General features: G+C 68.9%; 20 protein-coding genes, 1 tRNA gene and 1 other RNA gene. 12 read left to right on the plus strand and 10 right to left on the minus strand.

From position 1 onward, the window contains the following. Window positions 1-4 precede the first annotated feature (4 nt). Window positions 5-589: an HhH-GPD-type base excision DNA repair protein gene (locus ABI214_RS12055; RefSeq protein ID WP_348610660.1), complete on the minus strand. Its 585-nt coding sequence runs from the start codon at window positions 587-589 to the stop codon at window positions 5-7. After that, window positions 561-1970 carry a hypothetical protein gene (locus tag ABI214_RS12060; protein ID WP_348610662.1) on the minus strand — a complete coding sequence of 470 codons (1410 nt, stop codon included), beginning with the start codon at window positions 1968-1970 and terminating at the stop codon, window positions 561-563. Before ABI214_RS12060 ends, ABI214_RS12055 begins: the two co-directional genes overlap by 29 nt. A gap of 134 nt (window positions 1971-2104) precedes the next feature. On the opposite strand from ABI214_RS12060, the gene ABI214_RS12065 reads away from it, so the two are divergent. Beyond that, complete coding sequence (locus ABI214_RS12065; protein WP_348610665.1) at window positions 2105-2731, plus strand: DUF5701 family protein; 627 nt, start codon at window positions 2105-2107, stop codon at window positions 2729-2731. A gap of 126 nt (window positions 2732-2857) precedes the next feature. Here the strand turns inward: ABI214_RS12065 and ABI214_RS12070 are convergent, their stop codons facing one another. Further along, the gene (locus tag ABI214_RS12070; RefSeq protein WP_348610668.1) at window positions 2858-4150 is read right to left on the minus strand and encodes an aminotransferase; all 1293 of its coding nucleotides are present in this window, start codon (window positions 4148-4150) and stop codon (window positions 2858-2860) included. Window positions 4151-4191: 41 nt separating this feature from the next. Further along, window positions 4192-4286, minus strand: an RNA gene (gene ffs / locus ABI214_RS12075) — signal recognition particle sRNA small type. Window positions 4287-4381: 95 nt separating this feature from the next. On the opposite strand from ffs, the gene ABI214_RS12080 reads away from it, so the two are divergent. From ABI214_RS12080 to ABI214_RS12100, 5 genes are all read left to right on the plus strand, one after another. Further along, window positions 4382-4469 (plus strand) — tRNA-Ser (locus ABI214_RS12080). Window positions 4470-4671: 202 nt separating this feature from the next. Beyond that, complete coding sequence (locus tag ABI214_RS12085) at window positions 4672-5712, plus strand: iron ABC transporter substrate-binding protein (RefSeq protein ID WP_348610671.1); 1041 nt, start codon at window positions 4672-4674, stop codon at window positions 5710-5712. After that, entirely contained in the window at window positions 5696-7252 is a 1557-nt protein-coding gene (locus tag ABI214_RS12090; RefSeq protein ID WP_348610674.1) for an ABC transporter permease, read from the plus strand. The genes ABI214_RS12085 and ABI214_RS12090 overlap by 17 nt, the downstream gene beginning before the upstream one ends. Then, window positions 7249-8295, plus strand: coding sequence for an ABC transporter ATP-binding protein (locus tag ABI214_RS12095; RefSeq protein WP_348610677.1), 1047 nt, complete (start codon window positions 7249-7251; stop codon window positions 8293-8295). The genes ABI214_RS12090 and ABI214_RS12095 overlap by 4 nt, the downstream gene beginning before the upstream one ends. Before the next feature lie 594 nt (window positions 8296-8889). After that, window positions 8890-9285 carry a DUF2510 domain-containing protein gene (locus ABI214_RS12100; RefSeq protein WP_348610680.1) on the plus strand — a complete coding sequence of 132 codons (396 nt, stop codon included), beginning with the start codon at window positions 8890-8892 and terminating at the stop codon, window positions 9283-9285. A 3-nt stretch (window positions 9286-9288) separates the two neighbouring features. Here the strand turns inward: ABI214_RS12100 and ABI214_RS12105 are convergent, their stop codons facing one another. Beyond that, window positions 9289-9783: a COG4315 family predicted lipoprotein gene (locus ABI214_RS12105; protein WP_348610683.1), complete on the minus strand. Its 495-nt coding sequence runs from the start codon at window positions 9781-9783 to the stop codon at window positions 9289-9291. Between the two features lie 78 nt (window positions 9784-9861). Here ABI214_RS12105 and ABI214_RS12110 point away from each other — a divergent pair, with 78 nt between their 5' ends. Both ABI214_RS12110 and ABI214_RS12115 read left to right on the plus strand, forming a co-directional pair. After that, complete coding sequence (locus tag ABI214_RS12110; RefSeq protein WP_348610686.1) at window positions 9862-10671, plus strand: helix-turn-helix domain-containing protein; 810 nt, start codon at window positions 9862-9864, stop codon at window positions 10669-10671. Continuing rightward, window positions 10668-11225 carry a TIGR03086 family metal-binding protein gene (locus tag ABI214_RS12115; RefSeq protein WP_348610689.1) on the plus strand — a complete coding sequence of 186 codons (558 nt, stop codon included), beginning with the start codon at window positions 10668-10670 and terminating at the stop codon, window positions 11223-11225. The genes ABI214_RS12110 and ABI214_RS12115 overlap by 4 nt, the downstream gene beginning before the upstream one ends. Before the next feature lie 23 nt (window positions 11226-11248). On the opposite strand, the gene ctaD is transcribed toward ABI214_RS12115, so the two are convergent. Next, window positions 11249-13039, minus strand: coding sequence for an aa3-type cytochrome oxidase subunit I (ctaD, locus tag ABI214_RS12120; protein WP_348610692.1), 1791 nt, complete (start codon window positions 13037-13039; stop codon window positions 11249-11251). A 210-nt stretch (window positions 13040-13249) separates the two neighbouring features. Between ctaD and gluQRS the strand changes: the two genes are divergently transcribed. From gluQRS to ABI214_RS12135, 3 genes are all read left to right on the plus strand, one after another. Continuing rightward, window positions 13250-14164, plus strand: a complete 915-nt coding sequence (gluQRS, locus tag ABI214_RS12125) for a tRNA glutamyl-Q(34) synthetase GluQRS (RefSeq protein WP_348610695.1) — start codon at window positions 13250-13252, stop codon at window positions 14162-14164. A gap of 101 nt (window positions 14165-14265) precedes the next feature. Then, the gene (locus ABI214_RS12130; RefSeq protein WP_348610698.1) at window positions 14266-15186 is read left to right on the plus strand and encodes a hypothetical protein; all 921 of its coding nucleotides are present in this window, start codon (window positions 14266-14268) and stop codon (window positions 15184-15186) included. A gap of 137 nt (window positions 15187-15323) precedes the next feature. Continuing rightward, window positions 15324-16076: a queuosine precursor transporter gene (locus ABI214_RS12135; protein WP_348610700.1), complete on the plus strand. Its 753-nt coding sequence runs from the start codon at window positions 15324-15326 to the stop codon at window positions 16074-16076. Here ABI214_RS12135 and tgt read toward each other — a convergent pair. Next, window positions 16043-17308, minus strand: coding sequence for a tRNA guanosine(34) transglycosylase Tgt (gene tgt / locus ABI214_RS12140; RefSeq protein WP_348610703.1), 1266 nt, complete (start codon window positions 17306-17308; stop codon window positions 16043-16045). The two genes, ABI214_RS12135 and tgt, sit on opposite strands and share 34 nt — an antisense overlap. A 43-nt stretch (window positions 17309-17351) precedes the next feature. Further along, on the minus strand, window positions 17352-18200 hold the full coding sequence (locus ABI214_RS12145; protein ID WP_348610706.1) for a class I SAM-dependent methyltransferase: 849 nt from the start codon (window positions 18198-18200) through the stop codon (window positions 17352-17354). Between the two features lie 361 nt (window positions 18201-18561). On the opposite strand from ABI214_RS12145, the gene ABI214_RS12150 reads away from it, so the two are divergent. Continuing rightward, on the plus strand, window positions 18562-19740 hold the full coding sequence (locus ABI214_RS12150) for a hydroxylase (RefSeq protein ID WP_348610709.1): 1179 nt from the start codon (window positions 18562-18564) through the stop codon (window positions 19738-19740). Between the two features lie 39 nt (window positions 19741-19779). On the opposite strand, the gene ABI214_RS12155 is transcribed toward ABI214_RS12150, so the two are convergent. Then, window positions 19780-20241 carry a PPOX class F420-dependent oxidoreductase gene (locus ABI214_RS12155; RefSeq protein ID WP_348610712.1) on the minus strand — a complete coding sequence of 154 codons (462 nt, stop codon included), beginning with the start codon at window positions 20239-20241 and terminating at the stop codon, window positions 19780-19782. 115 nt (window positions 20242-20356) lie between these two features. After that, a complete protein-coding gene (locus ABI214_RS12160) occupies window positions 20357-21532 on the minus strand; it encodes an acyl-CoA dehydrogenase family protein (protein WP_348610715.1) in 1176 nt (391 codons plus the stop codon). Between the last annotated feature and the right edge of the window lies 1 nt (window position 21533).

Consider the following 21533-nt stretch of genomic DNA (forward strand, 5'->3'; position numbering starts at 1 on the left):
GTCCCTACTTTCCCTTCGCCGCCTTCGCCGCAGCCTTGGCGGCCTGCTTGAACTCTCGCACCTCGAGCAGCGTCTGCCGGTCGACCACGTCGGCGATCGACCGGCGCGAGCCCTCGTCGCCGTACGACCCGGCCGCCGCGCGCCACCCGGCCGGCTGGACGCCGATCTGCTTTCCCAAGAGCGCCAGGAAGATCCGCGCCTTCTGGTCGCCGTAGCCGGGCAGCGCCTTCAGCCGCTTCAGGACCTCCTTGCCGTCCGGGTCGCCCGACGTCCAGATCGCGGCGGTGTCGCCGTCGTAGTGCTCCACGATGTACACGCACAGCGACTGGATGCGCTCGCCCATCGACTTCGGGAACCGGTGCACCGCCGGCGGCTGCGCGCACACCGCGATGAAGTCGTCCGGGTTCATCTCCGCGATCTTGTGGACGTCGAGGCCGCCAAGGCGGTCGTCGAGCTTCTTCGGGCCGGCGAAGGCCGTCTCCATCGGCACCTGCTGGTCGAGGAGCATGCCGATCAGCAGCGCGAGCGGGTCCGACGCCAGCAGGGCGTCCGCTTCCGGGTCACCGACGAGGTTCAGCGTGAGGGCCATGCCCCGATCCTGCCATCCGGCCGGACGCCGCAGGCGCATCCGCAGGTCGGGGTCGCGAGGGGCGGCGCCAGAGGACCACGATCACGACGACGCCGGCGGTGATCGCGATCGTCGCCGCCAGGGCTTCGAGCCAGTGACCGAACAGGGTCGGTTGGTCCACCGCGGGCACCGCCGCCAGCGCGGCGAACACCGCGACCACCCCGATGACGCCGGCCGCCACCGACCACGCCTGGGCGATCCGCGAATGCCGGCGTCCGCGACGCTCGGCGCTGCGCAGCATCGCGCGCTCGATCACCCGGGTCGCCTCCCCCAGTTCGGCGTCGAGCACCGTCATCTCCGCCGACAGCCGGCGCACCAGCACCGTCCGCAGTTGCGCGGGTGCCATCCGCGGCAGTGACACACCGTCGTGCCGCGCCTCGGTGACCAGCAGGACACGCTCCATGCGCCGCGCCTGCACCGCGGCGACGTCGTCGAGCGCGGCGAGCAGGCGACCGTCCTCGAGTGCGTCGTGGTCGTGCAGATGGTCGAGCACCAACCGGTAGTCCGCCGCGTGCCGCGCCCGGACCGCGACCCACGGCACGAGGGCACGGATCATCTCGCCCACCCCGAAAACGCCGTGGTCGTGGTCGGCGGCGGTCGCGTCGAGATCGAACAGGATCGCTCCGGCGTCCTCGCGGACGGCGATGGCCGCACCCGCCCGCAGGGGCCGTTCGACGAGTGCGATGCGCCCCCAACTCCATCCGGCGGCGTCCGTTCCACCGCCGTCGACCCGCTGCCGAACACGGTCACCGCCATCGCCGCGCACCTCGATCGCCAGGGCCGCCGACGCACGTTCGTGCCCGGAACCGGCAACGAGTTCGGACAGCTGGAGGTTCGGGACCGCGGCGTCGACTTCCGGGAACACGTCGCGCAACCGGGCGTCGGCGGTGAGGCCGAACGGGGCGAGAAACCGGTCGACCGTGGCGCCGATTTCGCCGGCGCGCCAGTCGACGAATCCCTCACTCGGAGAGGCGACCAGCGCCTCGCACGCGAGCACCGCCCCCTGTCCCGGCACGATCCACAGCGACAGGCATCCGGCCGCACTCCCGACATGGATTGCCGCAGAATCCCTTCCGAGCACAAGTTCGTTCCCGGCGCGATCGACCGTTCCCCGCACGGCGCACAATCGCAGCGGCAGCGGTGTGCTCACCGGATCGGCGCTCGACGCCGGCAGGAACGGGGCTAGATCGGGTCGCGGGCCGGTGCGCTGCTCCGATCCGTCCGCCGAGTCACCCAGGGCGCCTGGGATGTTCAGGGCCAGGAGGAAGACGTCGAGGATCGCTGGTCGACGCGTCGAGACCGTCGGCGATCCGTGTCCGTCGACAGCGGCCGGGGTGGCCATGGCACTCACCACTTTCGAACCCGCCGCGTCCGGCGCGGCGACCCTGGCCGGAGTATGGCAGCTTTTCCGGTCGAGCGGGGAACCAACGACGTCCCGTGCGCGTTGGACCTTGCACCGCCGTCGAAAGGACCCCCGTGACCGATGCGCCCGCAGAATTCGACCGTCAGCTCGACCACCTCGTCGCCCTCGGCTATCCCGCCCTCGCCGGGTCGACCGAGGCCGGCTTCCGAGAACGACTCGCCCCACTCCGCGACGTCGTCGCCGCCCGCCCCGACGCCGATGTGGAACGCGGTGAGGACCACATCCCGTTCATCGTCGTGCCGACCGGGCTTCCCCGCGAGGAGACGATCGCCCGCACCGCACTCGGCAGCCGACAGGGATTCACCGTCCTCGAGGCCGGTGAGCTCACCACATTCCGTCCGATCGAGGGCGTCGACGTCCCCGCCGGTGCCGGCTACCTGCTGTTCGACATCGACACCGGTACCGAGTTCCTCAACGTCACCCCGCAGAACGCGCTGGTGAAGATCACCGCCGACGGCCGCAGCCCGCTGACCATCGACGAGGGCATCGCGCTCGTCACCGCGCGCCCCGACATGCTGCGGAAGAACAAGTGCTTCTCACTGCTCGCGTCGCGTTGCGGCGACAAGCGGGTTCCGGCGCTGTGGATCAGCGACCGCAAGCCGAAGCTGGGCTGGTGCTGGAACGGCAACCCGCACACGTGGCTGGGTTCGGCGCACGCCGGGGAGCGCGTCACCCTCTGACCCGTCGAACGGGAACTCACGACACGCTCGCGCCGCCGAACAGTGCCATGAATTCCCGTTCAGGCCATAGGAACACGAGCGGCCGGGCACCTTTTCGGTGCCCGGCCACTGTGATGTTCGGAGGGATCAGCCCTTGGTGAGCGCGTGCTCCGCGGCCGCCAGCAGGACGCAGGTGGCGACGCCGTCCATCGCCTTCGTCAGCTCGTCCATCGACGGGAAGCTGGGGGCGAGGCGGATGTTCTTGTCCTCGGGATCCTGCTTGTACGGGAAGGCGGAACCGGCCGCGGTGAGCGCGATGCCGGCCTCCTTCGCGAGCTCGATGACCCGCTTGGCGGTGCCGTCGACGACGTCGAGGCTGATGAAGTAGCCGCCCTTCGGCTCGGTCCACGACGCAACCTTCGACGCACCGAGACGATCCTCGAGGATCTCGAGCACCTTGGCGAACTTCGGGGCCAGGATCTCGCGGTGCTTGTCCATGTGCGCACGGACGCCGTCGGCGTTCTCGAAGAAGCGCAGGTGACGGAGCTGGTTGATCTTGTCCGGGCCGATCGTCTTCTTGCCCAGATGCTGCTGGTACCAGGCCAGGTTCTGCTCGGAGCCGCCGAAGAAGCTCACACCCGAGCCGGCGAACGTGATCTTCGAGGTCGACGCGAACACCAGCGGACGGTTCGGGTTACCGGCCTCCGCGGCCATGCCGAGGATGTCGAGCGCCGGGGCGCACTCCTCGACCAGCGGGTGCACGGCGTATGCGTTGTCCCAGTACAGACGGAAGTCCGGGGCCGCGGCAGGCATCGACGCGAGGGCGCGCGCAATGTCCTCGGAGTACACCGCGCCGGTCGGGTTGGAGTACGTAGGAACGCACCACATGCCCTTGATCTGCGGATCGGACGCGACCAGTTCGGCGACCCGGGTCAGGTCCGGGCCGTCGTCGCGCATCGGGATCGCGATCATCTCGATGCCGAACGACTCGGTGATCGCGAAGTGGCGGTCGTAGCCGGGAGCCGGGCACAGGAACTTCACCACCGACTCCTGCGACCACGGCCGCGGGGAGTCCGGGGCGCCGTGCAGCAGCGAGAACACGATCGTGTCGTGCATGATCTCGAGGCTCGCGTTGTTGCCGGCCAGCAGGTTCGCCGTCGGGATGCCCAGGAGCTCACCGAAGATCGCGCGCAGTTCCGGCAGGCCCGTAAGGCCGCCATAGTTGCGGCAGTCGGTGCCGTCGCTGTCCCGGAAGTCACCGTCGCCGGGCAGGGAGAGCAGTCCCGCCGACAGGTCCAGCTGTTCCGGTGCAGGCTTGCCGCGCGTGAGGTCGAGCTTCAGCTTCTCCGCCTTGAGCTGCTCGTACTTCGCTGTCTGGCGCTCGAGTTCGGAGCGAAGTTCCTCGTGGCTCATCAACCCGATTTGGGTCTGCACAGGCATGGGCGGCCTTTCACCGACGCGACCGGTCGGGGACGGGAAGAGATAGGGGACCCCGCGCACCCGGCAGAGCCCGTTGACCCTTGCTGCCTTCCGGCCCTGGGGGAGTTCACAGGATGCGCGCCGCGCGGGATCCGTCTACGAGTGTAACCGGACTATCGGGGATCGCCGTGACGCACCCCTCCATCGGGCCCGTTTGGCATTCTGCGCCCCCGACCCGGTATGCTGCCCAACGGAGGATTCGCCTAGTGGCCTATGGCGCTCGCCTGGAACGCGGGTTGGGTTAACGCCCTCAGGGGTTCAAATCCCCTATCCTCCGCCAACGGGAAGCCCCCGATCTGCGACATCGCAGATCGGGGGCTTTCCTGTTCCCAGGCCTCGCCCGGCACCGCGGAGCTGCCCCGACGCCCGCAGGGTCGAAGGTCCCGACCTGAGGTGGGCGTGATTCGAGGACACCACATGCGGTGTAAGTTGCTTAGCCATACCTCACCGGAGGCGCCGGTGAGGGCGATGAGAGGTCCGAGATGGCAGCACGGTGGAAGAAGATCCTCGGCGCAGCGTTCGCAGCCACGACGCTGATCGGCGTCGCGGCATGCTCGAACGACAACACCGATTCCGGCGGCTCCGGCGCTCCCGCCGGCAAGATCACCGTCTACAACGCGCAGCACGAGTCGCTGACCCAGGAGTGGGTCGACGGTTTCACCGAGGAGACCGGCATCGAGGTCACTCTGCGCAACGGATCGGACACCGAGCTCGCGAACCAGATCGTCGCCGAGGGGTCCGCGTCGCCCGCGGACGTCTTCCTCACCGAGAACTCGCCGGCGATGGCGCTCGTGGAGAACGCCGGACAGTTCGCCGACGTCGACGCCGCCACCCTCGACCAGGTTCCCACCCAGTTCCGCCCGTCGACCGGCAAGTGGACCGGCATCGCGGCCCGCTCGACGGTGTTCGTCTACAACAAGGACAAGCTCACCGCCGACCAGCTGCCCAAGTCGCTGCTGGACCTGCAGAACCCCGAATGGAAGGGCCGCTGGGGTGCATCGCCGTCGGGCGCCGACTTCCAGGCGATCGTCAGCGCGCTGCTCGAGCTGAAGGGCGAGGACGCCACCAAGCAGTGGCTGGCCGGCATGAAGACGAACGCGGTCCCCTACAAGGGCAACAGCACGGTGATGAAGGCCGTCAACGCCGGTGAGATCGACGGCGGCGTCATCTACCACTACTACTGGTTCGGCGATCAGGCGAAGACCGGCGAGAACAGCAAGAACACCGACCTGCAGTACTTCAAGAACGAGGATCCGGGCGCGTTCGTGAGCGTCTCCGGTGGTGGCGTCCTGAAGTCGAGCAAGAACCAGGCGGCCGCACAGCAGTTCCTGAAGTACATCACCGGCAAGGCCGGTCAGGAGATCCTGCAGACCGGCACCTCGTACGAGTACCCGGTCGGCAGCGGTGTCGCCGCCAACCCCGCGCTCGTGCCGCTCGCGGACCTGCAGGCCCCCAACGTCGACCCGTCGAAGCTCAACAGCGCCAAGGTCACCCAACTGATGACGGATGCCGGTCTTCTCTGAGCGAATCGGGGGGCGGACCAAGCCCCGCCCCCCGCTTGCTCTGGTCGTGATCGTGGCGGCGCTGGTCGCCGTCACACTGATTCCACTCGGCTACGTCGTCACCACCACCATCTCGACCGGGTGGGAGACGGCGTCGGCCCTGATCTTCCGCCCCCGCGTCGGCGAGCTGATGGTCAACACCGTCTCGCTGGTGGTCGTCACCCTCCCGATCTGCGCGGTGCTCGGCGTCGGCGCGGCCTGGCTCGTCGAACGCACCACCGTCGCGGGATTCCGTTGGTGGGGTCCGGTTCTCGCGGCACCGCTGGCCGTCCCGGCGTTCGTGAACAGCTACGCCTGGGTGACCGTCATCCCGTCCCTGCACGGACTGTGGTCCGGCGTCCTCGTCGCCACCCTCTCCTACTTCCCGTTGGTCGCGCTGCCCGTCGCGGCCGCGCTGCGGCGGCTCGATCCCGCCGTCGAGGAATCCGCCCGCGCCCTCGGATCCGGACCGTGGGCGGTGTTCTTCCGCGTGATCATCCCGCAGCTGCGCCTGCCCATCCTCGGCGGCAGCCTGCTGATCAGCCTGCACCTGCTCGCCGAGTACGGCGCCTTCGCGATGCTCCGGTTCGACACCTTCACCACCGCGATCCTCGAACAGTTCCAGTCCACGTTCAACGGCGCCGCCGGCAGCATGCTGGCGAGTGTGCTGGTCGCGTGCTGCCTGGTCCTCCTCATCGCCGAGTCCGGCGCCCGCGGCTCCGCCCGCTACGCCCGCATCGGTTCCGGTGCCCCGCGTCAGGCCACGCGCGTGCGGCTGCGGTGGAGCGCGCTCCCGGCGGCCCTGTCGCTGACCGCGCTCACGGCACTCGCGCTCGGCGTGCCGGTGTGGACCATCGTGCGGTGGCTGCGGATCGGCGGATCCGAGGTGTGGCAGTCACCGCGGATATGGTCCGCACTGTCGCAGACCCTGACCTTCGGGATCGCCGGCGCACTGGTCGCGACCGCGCTCGCGTTCCCCGTCGCCTGGCTGGCGGTCCGCTGGCCCGGCGTGATCAGCAAGATCGTCGAAGGCACCAACTACGTCACCAGTTCGCTGCCCGGCATCGTCACCGCGCTGGCGCTGATCACCGTCACGATCCGCTACGCCAACCCGCTCTACCAGACGACGACGATGGTGATCGTCGCGTACGTGCTGATGTTCCTGCCGCGGTCGCTGGTGTCGCTCCGCTCGGGCCTCGCCCAGGTGCCGGTCGGCCTCGAGGAGGCCTCGGCCGCGCTCGGTAAACCCCCCGCGGCGACGTTCTGGCGAGTGACGCTGCGGCTGACGGCGCCGTCCGCCGCGGTCGGCGCGGCGCTGGTGTTCATGGCCGTCGCGACCGAACTGACCGCGACCCTGCTGCTCGCACCCACCGGCACCAGCACGCTGTCCACGCGTTTCTGGGCCCTCACCGGCGACCTCGACTACGCGGCGGCGGCGCCGTACGCGCTGCTGATGATCGTGCTGTCGCTGCCGATGACCTACCTGTTGTTCAGCCAATCCCGGAAGGCGGCCGGCGCATGAGCGAGATCGTGATCGACAAGGTGTCGAAGTCGTTCGGTCCGACGGACGTGCTGCGCGGCGTCGGCATCGAGGTCGAGCGCGGCTCCATCACCGCGGTGGTCGGGTCGTCGGGCTGCGGCAAGACCACGCTGCTGCGGATCATCGCCGGCTTCGAGCGGCCCGACGGCGGCACGGTGTCGATCGGCGGCACCGTCGTCGCCGGCGACGGGCAGATGGTGCCTGCGCACCGGCGGCGCGTCGGGTACGTCGCGCAGGACGGCGCCCTGTTCCCGCACCTGACCGTCGGCGCGAACATCGCGTACGGGCTGCCCGGCTCCCGGTGGCGCGGCCGCAAGGCGTCCGAGGCGCGCGTCGCCGAACTGCTGGAGATGGTCTCGCTCGACAGCTCCTACGCACGTCGACGACCCCACGAGCTGTCCGGCGGTCAGCAGCAGCGCGTCGCCCTCGCCCGCGCGCTCGCCCGCGATCCCGAGGTGATGCTGCTCGACGAGCCGTTCAGCGCCCTCGACGCGGGACTCCGCGTGACGACCCGCAAATCGGTGGCACAGACCCTGGGCGCGGCGGGGGTGACGACGCTGCTGGTCACGCACGACCAGGAGGAGGCGCTGACCTTCGCCGGCCAGGTCGCGGTGATGCGCGCCGGACAGTTCACCCAGGTGGGCACCCCGGAGCAGCTGTACCACTCCCCCGTGGACGACTTCACCGCCCGCTTCCTCGGCGAGTGCGTGCTGCTGCCCGCCGACGTCGCCGACGGTGTCGCGTCGTGCGCACTGGGCCGGATCCCGGTCCGCAACAGCGACTTCCGCGGCCCGGGTCGGCTGATGCTGCGGCCCGAGCAGATCGTCGCGACCGCGGTGACCGAGGGCGGCACCGGCACCGTGACCCGCACCGAGTTCCTGGGCGCCCCCGCCCTGCTCGACATCACCCTCGACTCCGGCACCGAGATCCTGGTGCGCCAGGCCAGCACCCGCACCCCCGACGTCGGCACCCGGGTGACCGTCGACGTCATCTCCGAGGCCGAGGTGTTCCCGCCCGCGCACTGACCCGCGGCCGAGCGCTCACCCACCCGGCGCGTTCGTGATCTTCTCCCCCGCCGGGTTCACCGCCCACCACAGGTTGTCCATGCCCTGACCGGACAGCGATCGTTTCGTGTCGGGACGCGAATGTAACTTGTATCGTTGCCTCGCCGAGTTCCCGCAATCGACGGGTACTCACGTCGGCGCTCGCTGGGGGGGGAGTGCTGGTAGGTGAAGCACAGTGCACGACGAATCCGGGGGGATCATTGCGTCCAGCGACGAGTACGTTCGCGTGTCCGCGGCGAACGACCACATCTCACTGGATCGATCGACCGGCGTCGCTCTTCTCGAGACGCCGACTGCGGCCGGCCGACGCCTCGATGCGCGCACCGAACGGGCAAATGAGGTCAGCCGGACGGTAGCCGCCCGCACCACCGCCGTCCGTAATCATCCGATGCGATGGAAGTCGCGGCGGTTCACATGCCCCTGCGTCGCAACCTCCGACTGTCCCCGTGCCGTCCAAGCCTCGGACACACGGATCCCGCACGCCTCGAACGACTCGACTCCGCGCAACTGGCACGGAGCTTCGACCCACCGAATCCAATCCCAACGGAGGAACCCATGACCACGCCCGAAAATCCGCTCGTTCCCGCGCCGGTTTCGTCGAACCCCGACACTCTTGTCCTTCCGAAGGTTGTTCCTTCGGCACCGGCCCCGACTCCGCCGCCTCCCACGACGCCTGCCGGTTGGTACGCGGATCCGGACGGAAAGCCGGTTCAGCGGTACTGGGACGGTATTCGGTGGACGGAACACACCGCACCTCAGGCACATGCTCCGGCCGTCGCCGCGCCGCCCGCTCCGATCATCATCAACAACTCCTCGTCGGCAGCGGCAGCGGCAACCGTGGTGGTCGCCGGCCGGAAGCCCGTCAACCATCTGCTGCACTTCATCCTGACGATCCTCACGGGCGGGCTGTGGCTCATCGTGTGGATCATCGTCGCCATCGCCCGGCGATAGCGCTCACCCACCCGGCGCGTTCGTGATCTTCTCCCCCGCCGGGTTCACCGCCCACCACAGGTTGTCCATGCCCTGACCGGCCAGCGAACCGGGGCGCGTGTCGCCCGCGAACAGGTACAGCGGCATGCCGTTGACGGTGACCTGGTGGCCGCCGAGCGGTCCGGGAATCGTGCCGATGACGCCGCCGACACCGGTGACGTCGGGGTGTGTGGTGCCGCTCGTGACGGGCGGCCACATCTGGAGGCAGGCGGAGTCGCACGCGCTGGCGTTGGTGCCGGGCTGGTCCCGGTCGTACGCGTAGACGGTCATCCCGTTCACGTCGACGACCACCTCGCCGATGCTCGTCCGGGCCGTGGACAGTGCCGGACCGGCCGCCGGCACAGTGGACGGCATCGACGTCGTGGACGGGGCCGGCCCGGAATCGCCGTTGTCGGAACAGCCGACCAACACCGCGCCCGCGGCGAGCACGGTGAGCGGGACCGCCAGAGTTCTTCTCATGCGTGGGCTCCTCTCCTGACCTTCGGACCGTCCCGCTCCGGCCCCGGATTGTCGGCGCCCACACCTACTCTGGGCCGCATGGGGTGGTACACGCCGACATCGGTGACGCCGGATCTGGCCGGAACGCTCGTGTGCGCGTGGTCGGCCCGCGCGCAGGGACGGCACCTGCTGGTGCCCGACGGCTGCATCGACGTGCTGTGGATTCCCGGTGTGGGCGTGCGGGTCTGCGGACCGGAGACCACCGCGTGGTCGTTCGCGCTGCCACCCGGCACCGAGTCGTTCGGAATCCGCTTCCGTCCGGGCACCGCCCCGCACGTACTGCGCACGGCGGCGGCCCAGATCCGCGACACCCGAGTCGACCTCGCCGACGTCCTGGGGGCGGCGGCCGAACGCACCCTCGTCGACCGGCTCGAGCACACCGACGGCGACGCCGCCCGACTGGCGGTGCTCCAGGCCGCGGGACGCCGCTGGCTGGACGCTCGCCCCGACCCCGATCCGCTCGCGGCCCGGATCACCTCGGCGTTGTCCGCCCACTCGTGGAGCGTCGACGCGCTGGCGGACGCGTCGTCGATGACCGGACGCCAGCTGCAGCGCCGCTGCAACGACGCGTTCGGGTACGGGCCGTCGACGCTGCGCTCGATCCTGCGGCTGCAGCGGTTCATGCACCTGGCCCGGGCGGACCGGGACCGGGGACTCGCCGCGCTCGCCGCCGACGCCGGGTACAGCGACCAGGCGCACCTGTCCCGCGAGTGTCGGCGCATCGCGACGCTCACCCCCACCGAGTTGCTCGCCGGGGAGGCGCCGGACTGGCACGGCGCCGCGTCGGTTCTCGATGTCCGATCGATGCAAGCCCGCGTCGTGCCCGGCCACGGAGAATCAGCGGCATGATGACCACCGAGACCACCCCAGACCTGTACCGACGCCTCGCCGCGAGCCTCACCGAGATCGTCGACGCCGTCCCCGCCGAGCGCTGGGAGAGCCCCTCCCCGTGCGAGGGGTGGACCACCCGCGACGTGGTCGCGCACATCGTCGACACGCAGGCGCAGATCGTGGGCGTCGTCGGTCTGTCGATTCCGGAAGGCCCGTCGGCGGCGGACGATCCCACCGGCGCCTGGCGGCACACGCGGGACGCGGTCCAGGCGATCCTCGACGACCCCGCGAAAGCCGGCATCGAGTACGACGGGCATTTCGGGCGCACCGACCTGGCGTCGACGATGCGCACCTTCTACTGCTTCGACCTGATCGTCCACGGCTGGGACATCGCGCGCGCCGCCGGTCTCGAGACGACGATCCCGGACCGCGACATGGACATGCTCGACGCGGTCATCGCGCAACTCGGCGACTCCATCCGCATGGACGGCGTGTGCGGGCCGGCGGTCGACGTGTCCCCGCACGCCGACCGCCACACCCGGGTCCTCGCGACGCTCGGTCGCCGCGCCTGATCGCACCGCGCCCGGCGGCGACGTCATTTCTCGTCGCCGGGTTTGTAATGCTCCTCCTCCGGCAACGGCGTGCGGTCGGTGTCCGCCTCGCGGTCGCTGCTCTCGATGACCGCCGTCACCTTACGGCCCGCGCTGCCCGGGCCCACGTGGGCCTCCGCCCGCAGCCGGTCCACCATGTGCGGGTAGTGCAGCTCGAATGCCGGTCGCTCCGAACGGATCCGGGGTAGCTCGGTGAAGTTATGCCGCGGCGGCGGGCACGTCGTCGCCCACTCGAGCGAGTTGCCGTACCCCCACGGGTCGTCGACGGTCACGACCTGCCCGAAGCGGTAGCTCTTGAAGACGTTCCACAGGAACGGCAGCGTCGAGGCGCCCAGGATGAACGAGCCGATCGTGGAGATCTCGTTGAGCCCGGTGAAGCCGTCGGACGGCAGGTAGTCCGCGTAGCGGCGCGGCATGCCCTCGGCGCCCAGCCAGTGCTGCACGAGGAACGTCGTGTGGAAACCGATGAACGTCATCCAGAAGTGCCACTTGCCGAGGCGCTCGTCGAGCATGCGGCCGGTCATCTTCGGGAACCAGAAGTAGATGCCCGCGTAGGTCGCGAACACGATGGTGCCGAACAGCACGTAGTGGAAGTGTGCGACCACGAAATACGAGTCGGTGACGTGGAAGTCGATCGGCGGGCTCGCCAGCAGCACACCGGACAGGCCACCGAAGAGGAACGTCACCAGGAACCCGACCGCGAACAGCATCGCGGTCTCGAATGTGAGCTGCCCACGCCACATGGTGCCGATCCAGTTGAAGAACTTCACGCCCGTCGGGACCGCGATGAGGAACGTCATGAACGAGAAGAACGGCAGCAGAACCGCACCCGTCGCATACATGTGGTGCGCCCACACCGCGATGGACAGCGCGGAGATCGCGATCGTGGCGTACACGAGCCCCGTGTAACCGAAGATCGGCTTACGCGAGAAGACCGGGAAGATCTCCGAGACGATACCGAAGAACGGCAGCGCGACGATGTACACCTCGGGATGGCCGAAGAACCAGAACAGGTGCTGCCACAGCAACACGCCGCCCGTCGCGGGTGCGTAGACGTTGGCGCCGGCCACCCGTTCGGCGAACAGGCCCATCAGCGCCGACGTGAGGATCGGGAACGCCACCAGGATCAGGATGCTGGTGATGAAGACGTTCCACGTGAAGATCGGCATCCGGAACATGGTCATGCCGGGCGCACGCAGGCAGATCACGGTGGTGATCATGTTGACCGCGCCCAGGATCGTGCCGAGGCCGCTGAGCGCGAGCCCCATGATCCACAGGTTGGCCCCCATCCCGGGCGCATGCAGGTCACTCGTCAACGGCGAGTATGCCGTCCACCCGAAGTCGGCCGCACCACCCGGGGTGACGAAGCCGGCGGTCGCGATGATGCCGCCGAACAGGAATGCCCAGTAGCTGAAGGCATTGAGTCGCGGGAACGCCACGTCCGGGGCACCGATCTGCAGCGGCAGGATGTAGTTGGCGAACCCGAACACAATCGGCGTCGCATACAGCAGCAGCATGATCGTGCCGTGCATCGTGAACAGCTGGTTGTACTGCTCGTTCGACAGGAACTGCAGCCCCGGCCGCGCAAGCTCCGCGCGCATCAGCAGCGCCAGCAGACCGCCGATCATGAAGAACGCGAACGACGTGATCAGGTACATGATCCCGAGCATCTTGGGATCGGTCGTCGTGATCACGCGATAGATGAACTCGCCTTTGCGGGCCCATCGGCTCGGAAATGGCCGAACAGCAACAGGTTTGGATGCTACGGTCGCCACCGGAACCTCCTGACCGCACGTGCCGGCGGCGGGCGCGCGCTCCCTTGAAGGCGTCGCCGGTCGCGGTCTCCCGAAGTGTCCAGCGGGAGAGCGGCGGCCGGCGCAGACTCAGCACTGAGGACGCTACGCCTCCCGAGGGCCGTTTGGCTACGGATTCCACAGAGCCGACCAGGCCCCGGACGCCGGCTGCGACCTCGATAAGCTGCACCAATGCCGAAACAGGTCGACGGAACCACCCATGCGGGACGATTCGCTCCCAGCCCGTCCGGCGACCTGCATCTGGGCAACCTGCGCACGGCTCTGCTCGCCTGGCTGTTCGCCCGCTCCACCGGGCGCCGGTTCCTCGTGCGCGTCGAGGATCTGGACCGCGTCCGGCCCGGTGCCGAGGAGCGGCAACTCGCCGACCTCGCCACGATCGGACTGGACTGGGACGGCGACGTGGTGCATCAGTCGGCGCGGCTGCCGCTGTACGACGCCGCGATCGCGCGACTGCAGCGCGCCGGACTCACGTACGAATGTTTCTGCACGCGTAAGGAAATCCTGCAGGCGGCCTCCGCTCCGCACGCACCGGCCGGTGCGTATCCGGGCACATGCCGCAATCTGACCGACGCCGAGCGCGACGAGCGCCGGGCGAGCGGCCGGCCGCCGGCGCTGCGACTGCGGGCGGGCACGGACAAGTTCACGGTCGAGGACGAGTTGCACGGCCGCTACACCGGCACCGTCGACGACCTGGTGCTCCGACGCGGCGACGGGACACCCGCCTACAACCTCGCGGTGGTGGTCGACGACGCCGCGCAGGGCATCGACCAGGTGGTCCGCGGCGACGACCTGCTGTCGTCGGCACCCCGCCAGGCCTACCTCGCCGGGCTGCTGGGCCTGCCCGCGCCGACGTACGCGCACGTGCCCCTCGCCCTCAACGCCGAAGGGAAACGTCTGGCCAAACGCGACGGCGCGGTCACCCTCGCCGACCAGGCCGAGTTGGGACAGACCCCCGCCGACGTCCTGGCGGCGCTCGCCCGGTCGCTCGGCATGGCCGCTGACGGCGAGATCGTTACTCTCACTCAGCTTCTCGATCGGTGGGATCCTGAGAGTGTTCCCGCGGACCCGTGGATATTCCACGGCTGACGCGACCATAGAGAGCGCGCAAACCGACCACTCGCCACGTAGGGTTTCGTACCAGAAGTTTCGAACTTCACCGAATACCCCGACGAGACCCAGGTGCACACATGACAACTGGTGGACACGACCCGAACCAGAGCCCGGAAGGCGGAAACGACACTCCGTCGCAGCCCGGTGGTGGCACCCCACCCCCTCCGCCCGGCAGCTACCCGCCCCCGCAGGGGGGATACCCGCCGCCGCCCGGCAGCTACCCTCCCCCTCCTCCGTCGCAGGGCGGGTATCCCCCGCCGCCTCCGGGGAACTACCCGCCGCCTCCGCCCGGCGGCTTCCCGCCACCCGGCGGCTACCCGCCCCCGCCGGGGAGCTACCCCCCTCCTCCGGCGTTCGATGCCGGTTACGGTCAGGCCGGCCCCGGAGGCGCGCTCCGAGTCGGTGACGCCATCTCGTACGCGTGGAGCAAGTTCGCGGGCAACGCCCTGTCCTGGGTGGTGCTGATGCTGATCGCCGGGATCATCGAGGGTCTGCTCAACTGGGCGTTCAACGATCGCGCATCGTTCGTCACCAGCGTGATCGGAACCCTGGTCATCACGATCGTCGGTTACCTGCTCCAGGCCGCGTTCGTGATGGGCGCGTTACAGGAGACGGATGGCACCAAGCCGTCGATCGGCTCGTTCTTCCAACTCCGGAACATCGGCGCCGTCATCGTGGCCTGCTTCCTCGTAGCGGTGTTCACGACGGTCGGTCTCATCCTGTTGATCATCCCCGGTCTGATCGTGATGTTCCTGACCTGGTGGACCCTGCAGTTCGTCATCGACCAGAACCAGGACCCGCTCACTGCGATCAAGTCCAGCTTCGGCGCGATCGCCTCGAACTGGGGCACCCTGCTGCTGCTCGCACTCGCTCTGATCGGCCTGAACATCCTGGGCCTCATCCCGTTCGGATTGGGCCTGTTCATCACCGTGCCGATGACGATCATCGCGTCGACATATGCGTACCGGGTCACCGTCGGCGGGCCCGTCCACCGCTAGCGGTGTTCATCCACCACTGACCCACGTTTTGCGCGCTTGCCGCCCGGGCCGGGCTCCGGACCTGCGGCAAGTGCGCAAAACGGGCGTGGGTGGGGTGCGGATCGGCGTCACACTTCGTCGAATGCTTGGATGGCGCGGTGACAGAGTCAGTACAGTCCCCGCCCCACGCGTCCGATCCGGCGTCCTTTGCGCCCGTCACCCGCGGCTACTACGCCACCATGGTGGCGCTGTTCACGGCGACACTGCTGATCTCCAATATCTGCGCCACCAAGGGGGTGGCGTTCTTCGTCGACCAGGACGTCTCGGTCGGCCCGTTCCAGGTCCTTCCGATCATCACCGACGGCGGATTCTTCCTGTTCCCGCTCGCGTACGTCGTCGGTGACGTCCTCAGCGAGGTGTACGGCTTCAAGGCCACCCGCCGCGCGATCTATATCGGCTTCGGCTCGCTGCTGCTGGCGGCGATCAGCTTCTGGATCACCCAGCAGCTCCCCTCGGCCGACTTCTACGACAACGAGGTCGCATTCGACGCCGTCGTCGGCGTCGTACCGCGGCTGCTGATCGCCGGGCTCGCCGGCTACCTCGTCGGCCAGCTGCTCAACTCGGCCGTCCTCGTGCTCATCAAGGAGCGCACCCGGGAGAAGCACCTGTGGGCGCGGCTCATCGGCTCGACCGTCGTCGGCGAGCTCGCCGACACCGTGATCTTCTGCTCCATCGCCGCCGGTGCGATCGGCATCTCCACGTGGTCGGACTTCGTCAACTACGTGATCGTGGGCTTCGTGTGGAAGACCCTCGTCGAGATCCTCGTGATGCCGGTGACGTACCGGGTGATCGCGTACGTGAAGAAGCGCGAGCCCAGCTACGCGCCCGTCGAGGACGGCTTGCTGCCGTAGAAGCGGCCGAGCATCTCGGCCTTGTACTCGTCGAAGTACCCGCCCTCGATGCTCTCCCGGATCCGGTCCACCAGACGCACGGTGAACCGCTCGTTGTGGATGGTGCAGAGCGTCGAGGCGAGCATCTCCTTCGCCTTGAACAGGTGGTGGATGTACGCGCGCGTGTAGTTGGCGCACGTGTAGCAGTCGCACTCGTCGTCGATCGGGGTGAAGTCCCGACGGAACCGCGCGGTGTTGATGTTGAAGCGGCCGTCCGGGTGGTAGATCGCGGCGTTGCGGGCGACCCGGGACGGGTTGACGCAGTCGAAGGTGTCGGCGCCGTTCTCGATCGCGACGAACATGTCGTCGGGCTCGCTGATGCCGAGCATGTGCCGCGGCTTGTGCTCGGGCAACTCCTCATTGACCCAACGCACGATGGTGCCGAGGTTCTGCTTCTCGAGCGCACCGCCGATGCCGTAGCCGTCGAAGCCGCGGCCGCTCACGCCCTGGATTGACTCGAGCCCGCGGGCGGCCTGCCGGCGCAGGTCCTCGTACTGCGCGCCCTGCACGACACCGAACAGCGCCTGGTACGGCCGGTGCGCGCGCTCGGCGGTGAGCTTCTCGTGCTCGGCGATGCAGCGCACCGCCCACGCCTGCGTCCGCTCGACCGACTGCTCCTGGTAGCCGCGGGTGTTGAGCAGCGTCGTCAGCTCGTCGAACGCGAACATGATGTCGGCGCCCAGCTGGTGCTGGATCTGCATCGACACCTCGGGGGTGAACCGGTGCGGCGAACCGTCGAGGTGCGACTTGAACGTGACGCCGTCGTCGTCGACGTGCGCGAGTCGCTGCTTGCCCTCGGCGATGACGTCGTCGGACTGGACGCCGACGGCCTCCATCGCGAGAACCTTCTTGAACCCGACACCGAGCGACATCACCTGGAAGCCCCCGCTGTCGGTGAAGGCGGGGCCGTCCCAGTTCATGAACGTGCCGAGCCCGCCGGCCTCGTCGACGATGTCCGGTCCCGGCTGCAGGTACAGGTGGTACGCGTTGGCGAGCACCGCCTGCGCGCCGAGATCCTTCATCGCCTCGGGCAGCACCGCCTTGACGGTGGCCTTGGTGCCGACCGCGATAAACGCCGGGGTCTGGATGTCGCCGTGCGGGGTGTGGATGGTGCCGGTGCGGCCCAGGCGGTCGGGCAGGCGGGTGCCCACCGTGAAGAACGGGTCGGGCGGGGTCGGCACTACATCACTCACCTGGCCATAGTGTCACAGCGAGGGTCGGCGACCTCGACTCCGGCTACGCCCGCCTGTGGGCGGTGAGCAGCAGGTACTCCCAGTCCATCGCGAACCGATCCCCGCCGACGCCGAACTGTCGGGCCAGGTCGGCGAGTGCCGCGTCGAGCGCCGCGCCCTTGGCGGCACCGTCCTCGTCGCCGGATATCGCCTTGTACACCGCGATCGTCGGCCCGTAGTTGGCCTTGAAGTAGTCGCGGAACGCCTCGGGACTGTCGAAATGATCCACCCGGACGGTGTCGCGCTGCGCGACGACGTCGGTGACCCGGCCCCCGAGCAGTTCGCGGACGTGAGCTTCGTCGCCCCACAGCGGCGGCGGCTGCGCACCGGGCGGGGGCGCCGGCGCGTACGGCTTCATGGCCGCGAACATCCGACCGATGAAGCTGTCCGGCGTCCAGCTGAGCAGCCCGATGGTGCCGCCCGGCTTACACACGCGGACCAGTTCGTCGGCGCCGGCCTGGTGATGCGGCGCGAACATCACACCCAAGCAGGACAGCACGGCGTCGAACTCGGCGTCACCGAACGGCAGTGCCTCCGCGTCGGCGGCCTGCCATGCGAGTTCGGCGCCGCGCTTGGCGGCGAGCCGCCGTCCTGCGTCGAACAGTTCGGGCGTGAGATCCGACGCGACGACATCGGCACCGGTCAGCGCGGCCGGGATCGCCGCGTTGCCGGTTCCAGCGCCCACGTCGAGCACCCGTTGTCCGCTGTGCACTCCCGATGCTCGGACGAGGACCGCACCCAGGTCCGGAATGACGTCCGCCGCGACGGCCGCGTAGTCGCCGGACGCCCACACCGCACGGTGCTTGGCCTTGAGCGCGCGGTCGGCTTCCTTCGCAACAAGTGATTCGCTCATGGTTCGAGCGTGCGCCGAGGCCATAACGATCGAAAGACCCCCGAGGGGTTGCCGGCGACCACCCACCGCAGCCCGCGCCGCCTCACACCCGCCAGTCCTAAACTAGAACACGTTACAATTGCGCCGTCCATCCACCCCAAAGAGGGAGGGCGCCCACTCGCCCCGCACCGGGAATCGCCGAGGCCCGATACTTCAGCAAACAAACTGGTAACAGACATGTATCGACCAAATACCGCGCGCCCACCACACGGCTTTCGGCACCGGATTCCAATCAGCCGGTTTTCCGCGCACACTGAGTGAACGCGTTCTAGTATCGGCATGTAGTTGCGAGAATCAACCACATACGGAGACGAGGGAAGCCATGGGACACGTCCTGGATCGGATCGAGCAGTACGCCGACGAGATTCGCGCCGACGGCGTCGAGGGCGACAAGCTGATGCGCCTGCCCGACGCCAACGCCAAGAGGCTTCGGGAAGCCGGTGTCGTCCGCATGCTGCAGCCGAAGGGCCACGGCGGATTCGAGGTGCACCCCCGAGAGTTCGCGGAGACCGCCATGGCGATCGGCGCGATGGACGGCGCTACCGGCTGGGTCGGCGGCGTCGTGGGCGTCCATTCCTGGGAGCTCGCGTTCTTCGACCCGAAGGCCCAGGACGAGGTCTGGGGCAAGGACCCCGACACCTGGATGGCCTCGCCGTACGCGCCGATGGGTGTCGCGGTGCCGACCGACGGCGGCTACATCCTCAACGGGCGCTGGTCGTTCTCGTCGGGCACCGACCACTGCCAGTGGGTCATGATCGGGGCGGCCGTCGGCGATCGGGACGGCAATCGGTTGATGCCGCCACAGATCCTGCACGTGCTGCTGCCCCGCAGCGACTACGAGATCGACCACGACAGCTGGGACGTCGTCGGCCTGCGCGGCACCGGCAGCAAGGACCTCATCGTCAAGGACGCCTTCGTCCCGACGCACCGCACGCTGGACGCGGCGAAGGTGTTCGACGGCACCGCGCCGAAGGAGGCCGGCCGGAGCGAGACGCTGTACAACTTCCCGTTCTCGTGCATCTTCCCGCTCGGCATCACCTCGTCCCTGCTCGGTATGGCCGAGGGCGCGCTGGCGTGCCACATGGCGGCGCAGCGGACCCGAATCACGGTCGCGGGCACGGCCACCAGGGAGGATCCGCACGTGCTGTTCGCGATCGGCGACGCGGCCGCGGAGATCGCCGCGTCACGGGCGGCACTCCTGTCGACCGTGGACCGGTTCTGGGACATGACCGAACGGGGCGAGGAGGTGACCTTCGAACAGCGGGCCGTCGGGCGGCGAACCCAGACCGCGGCCGCATGGCGCGCCGTGCGCGCCGTGGACGAGGTCTTCGCGCGCTCCGGTGGCGGCGCGCTGCAGATGAAGACACCGATGCAGCGGTTCTGGCGGGACGCCCACGCCGGCCTGACGCATGCGATCCACGTTCCCGGGTCGATCTTCTACGCCTCCGCGCTGACCGAACTCGGCGGGGAGCCGCAGGGCATCCACCGCGCGATGATCTGACGGATCTCGCCCGGCCCGCCCCGCGGGCCGGGCGACCGTCTAGTCGCGCGCGAGGTTCGGCGGGAAGCCCCCGGTCGCGACCGGGCCCCACTCGTCGATCGTGATCCGGATGAGGCTCTTGTCCTGCTTGCGCATCGCCTCGCGGTACTCGTCCCAGTCGGGGTGTTCGCCCGAGATGCAACGGAAGTACTCGACGAGCGGTTCGAGTGCGTCGGGCATGTCGAGGACCTCCGCGGTGCCGTCGACCTGCACGTACGCCCCGTTGAACTCGTCGGAGAGCACGCACACGCTCACGTGCGGGTCGTGACGGAGGTTGACGGCCTTGGCCCTCTGCGGATATGTCGAGACGACGATCCGTCCCTCCGCGTCGAGGCCCGATGTGACCGGCGAAATCTGAAGTCCGCCCGACCTTTTGCGAGTTATGAGGACACTGCGATGGCGGGGACGGATGAAGTCGAGCAACTGCTCGCGACTGACGTATTCGGCGGTGGCGACGGCCATGGCACACTCTCCTGATCGGCTCGGTCCGTGTACTTTTCCAGCCTATCGGCGCGACACTCGAGGACTACGCGGCCGCACACCGCGCCCAGCTGCGCCCTGCCGTGCGCTGTGACCGTCAGCGGAACGCCGCGTGTCCGGTCAGCGCCCGACCGATCGACAGCAGGTGCATCTCGCTGGTGCCCTCGTAGGTGAGCACCGACTCGAGGTTGTTGGCGTGCCGCAGCGGCGAGTACTCGAGCGTGATCCCGTTGGCGCCCAGGATGGTACGGCACTCCCGCGCGATCTTGATGGCCTCGCGGACGTTGTTGAGTTTGCCGACGCTGATCTGGTCGGGCGTGATCTCGCCGCGGTCCTTGATGCGGCCCAGCTGGATCGCCAGCAGCATGCCCTTGCCCAGCTCCAGCGTCATGTCGGCGAGCTTCTCCTGCGTGAGCTGGTATCCGGCCAGCGGTCGGTCGAAAACCTCACGGGTACCGGCGTATTCGATCGCCGTCTCGAGGCTGTCGCGGGCCGCGCCGAGGGCACCGAACACGATCCCGAACCGGGCCTCGTTCAGGCACGACAGCGGCGCACCCAGCCCGCGGGCCTCCGGCAGCTGTGCCGACGCCGGCACCCGGACGCCGTCGAGCACCAGTTCCGACGTCACCGACGCCCGCATCGACAGCTTCTTGTGCACGGTGTTGGCCGTGAATCCCGGTGTGTCCGTGGGGACGAGGAAGCCGCGAACCCCGTCGTCGGTCTGCGCCCACACGGTCGCGACGTCGGCGAGGCTGCCGTTGGTGATCCACATCTTGGTGCCGTCGAGGATCCAGTCGCCGCCGTCGCGGCGGGCACGGGTGCGCATACCGGCCGGGTTGGAGCCGAAGTCCGGTTCGGTGAGCCCGAAGCAGCCCAGCGCCTCACCGGTCGCCAGGCGGGGAAGCCACTCCTGCTTCTGCTCCTCCGAGCCGTACCGGTGGATCGAGAACATCGACAGCGAGCCCTGCACCGACACGAAGCTGCGCAGGCCGCTGTCGCCGGCCTCGAGCTCGAGGCACGCGAGGCCGTAGCTGACGGCGTTGGTTCCCGCGCAGCCGTAGCCCTTCAGGTGCATCCCGAACAGGCCGAGTGCGCCGAGGTCGCGGGCGATCTCCTGTAGTGCCTCCGGCTGCAGCGTGCCCGACTCGAACCACTCCGGCAGGCGCGGCCGCAACCGCTCGTCCACGAGCCGTCGGACCGTGCCCTGGATGTCGCGTTCCTGCTCGTCGAGCAGGGCGTCGATCCCGAACAGGTCCAACGGCTCCATGGTCATG

The sequence above is a fragment of the Prescottella soli genome (assembly GCF_040024445.1).
Classification (GTDB): domain Bacteria; phylum Actinomycetota; class Actinomycetes; order Mycobacteriales; family Mycobacteriaceae; genus Prescottella; species Prescottella soli.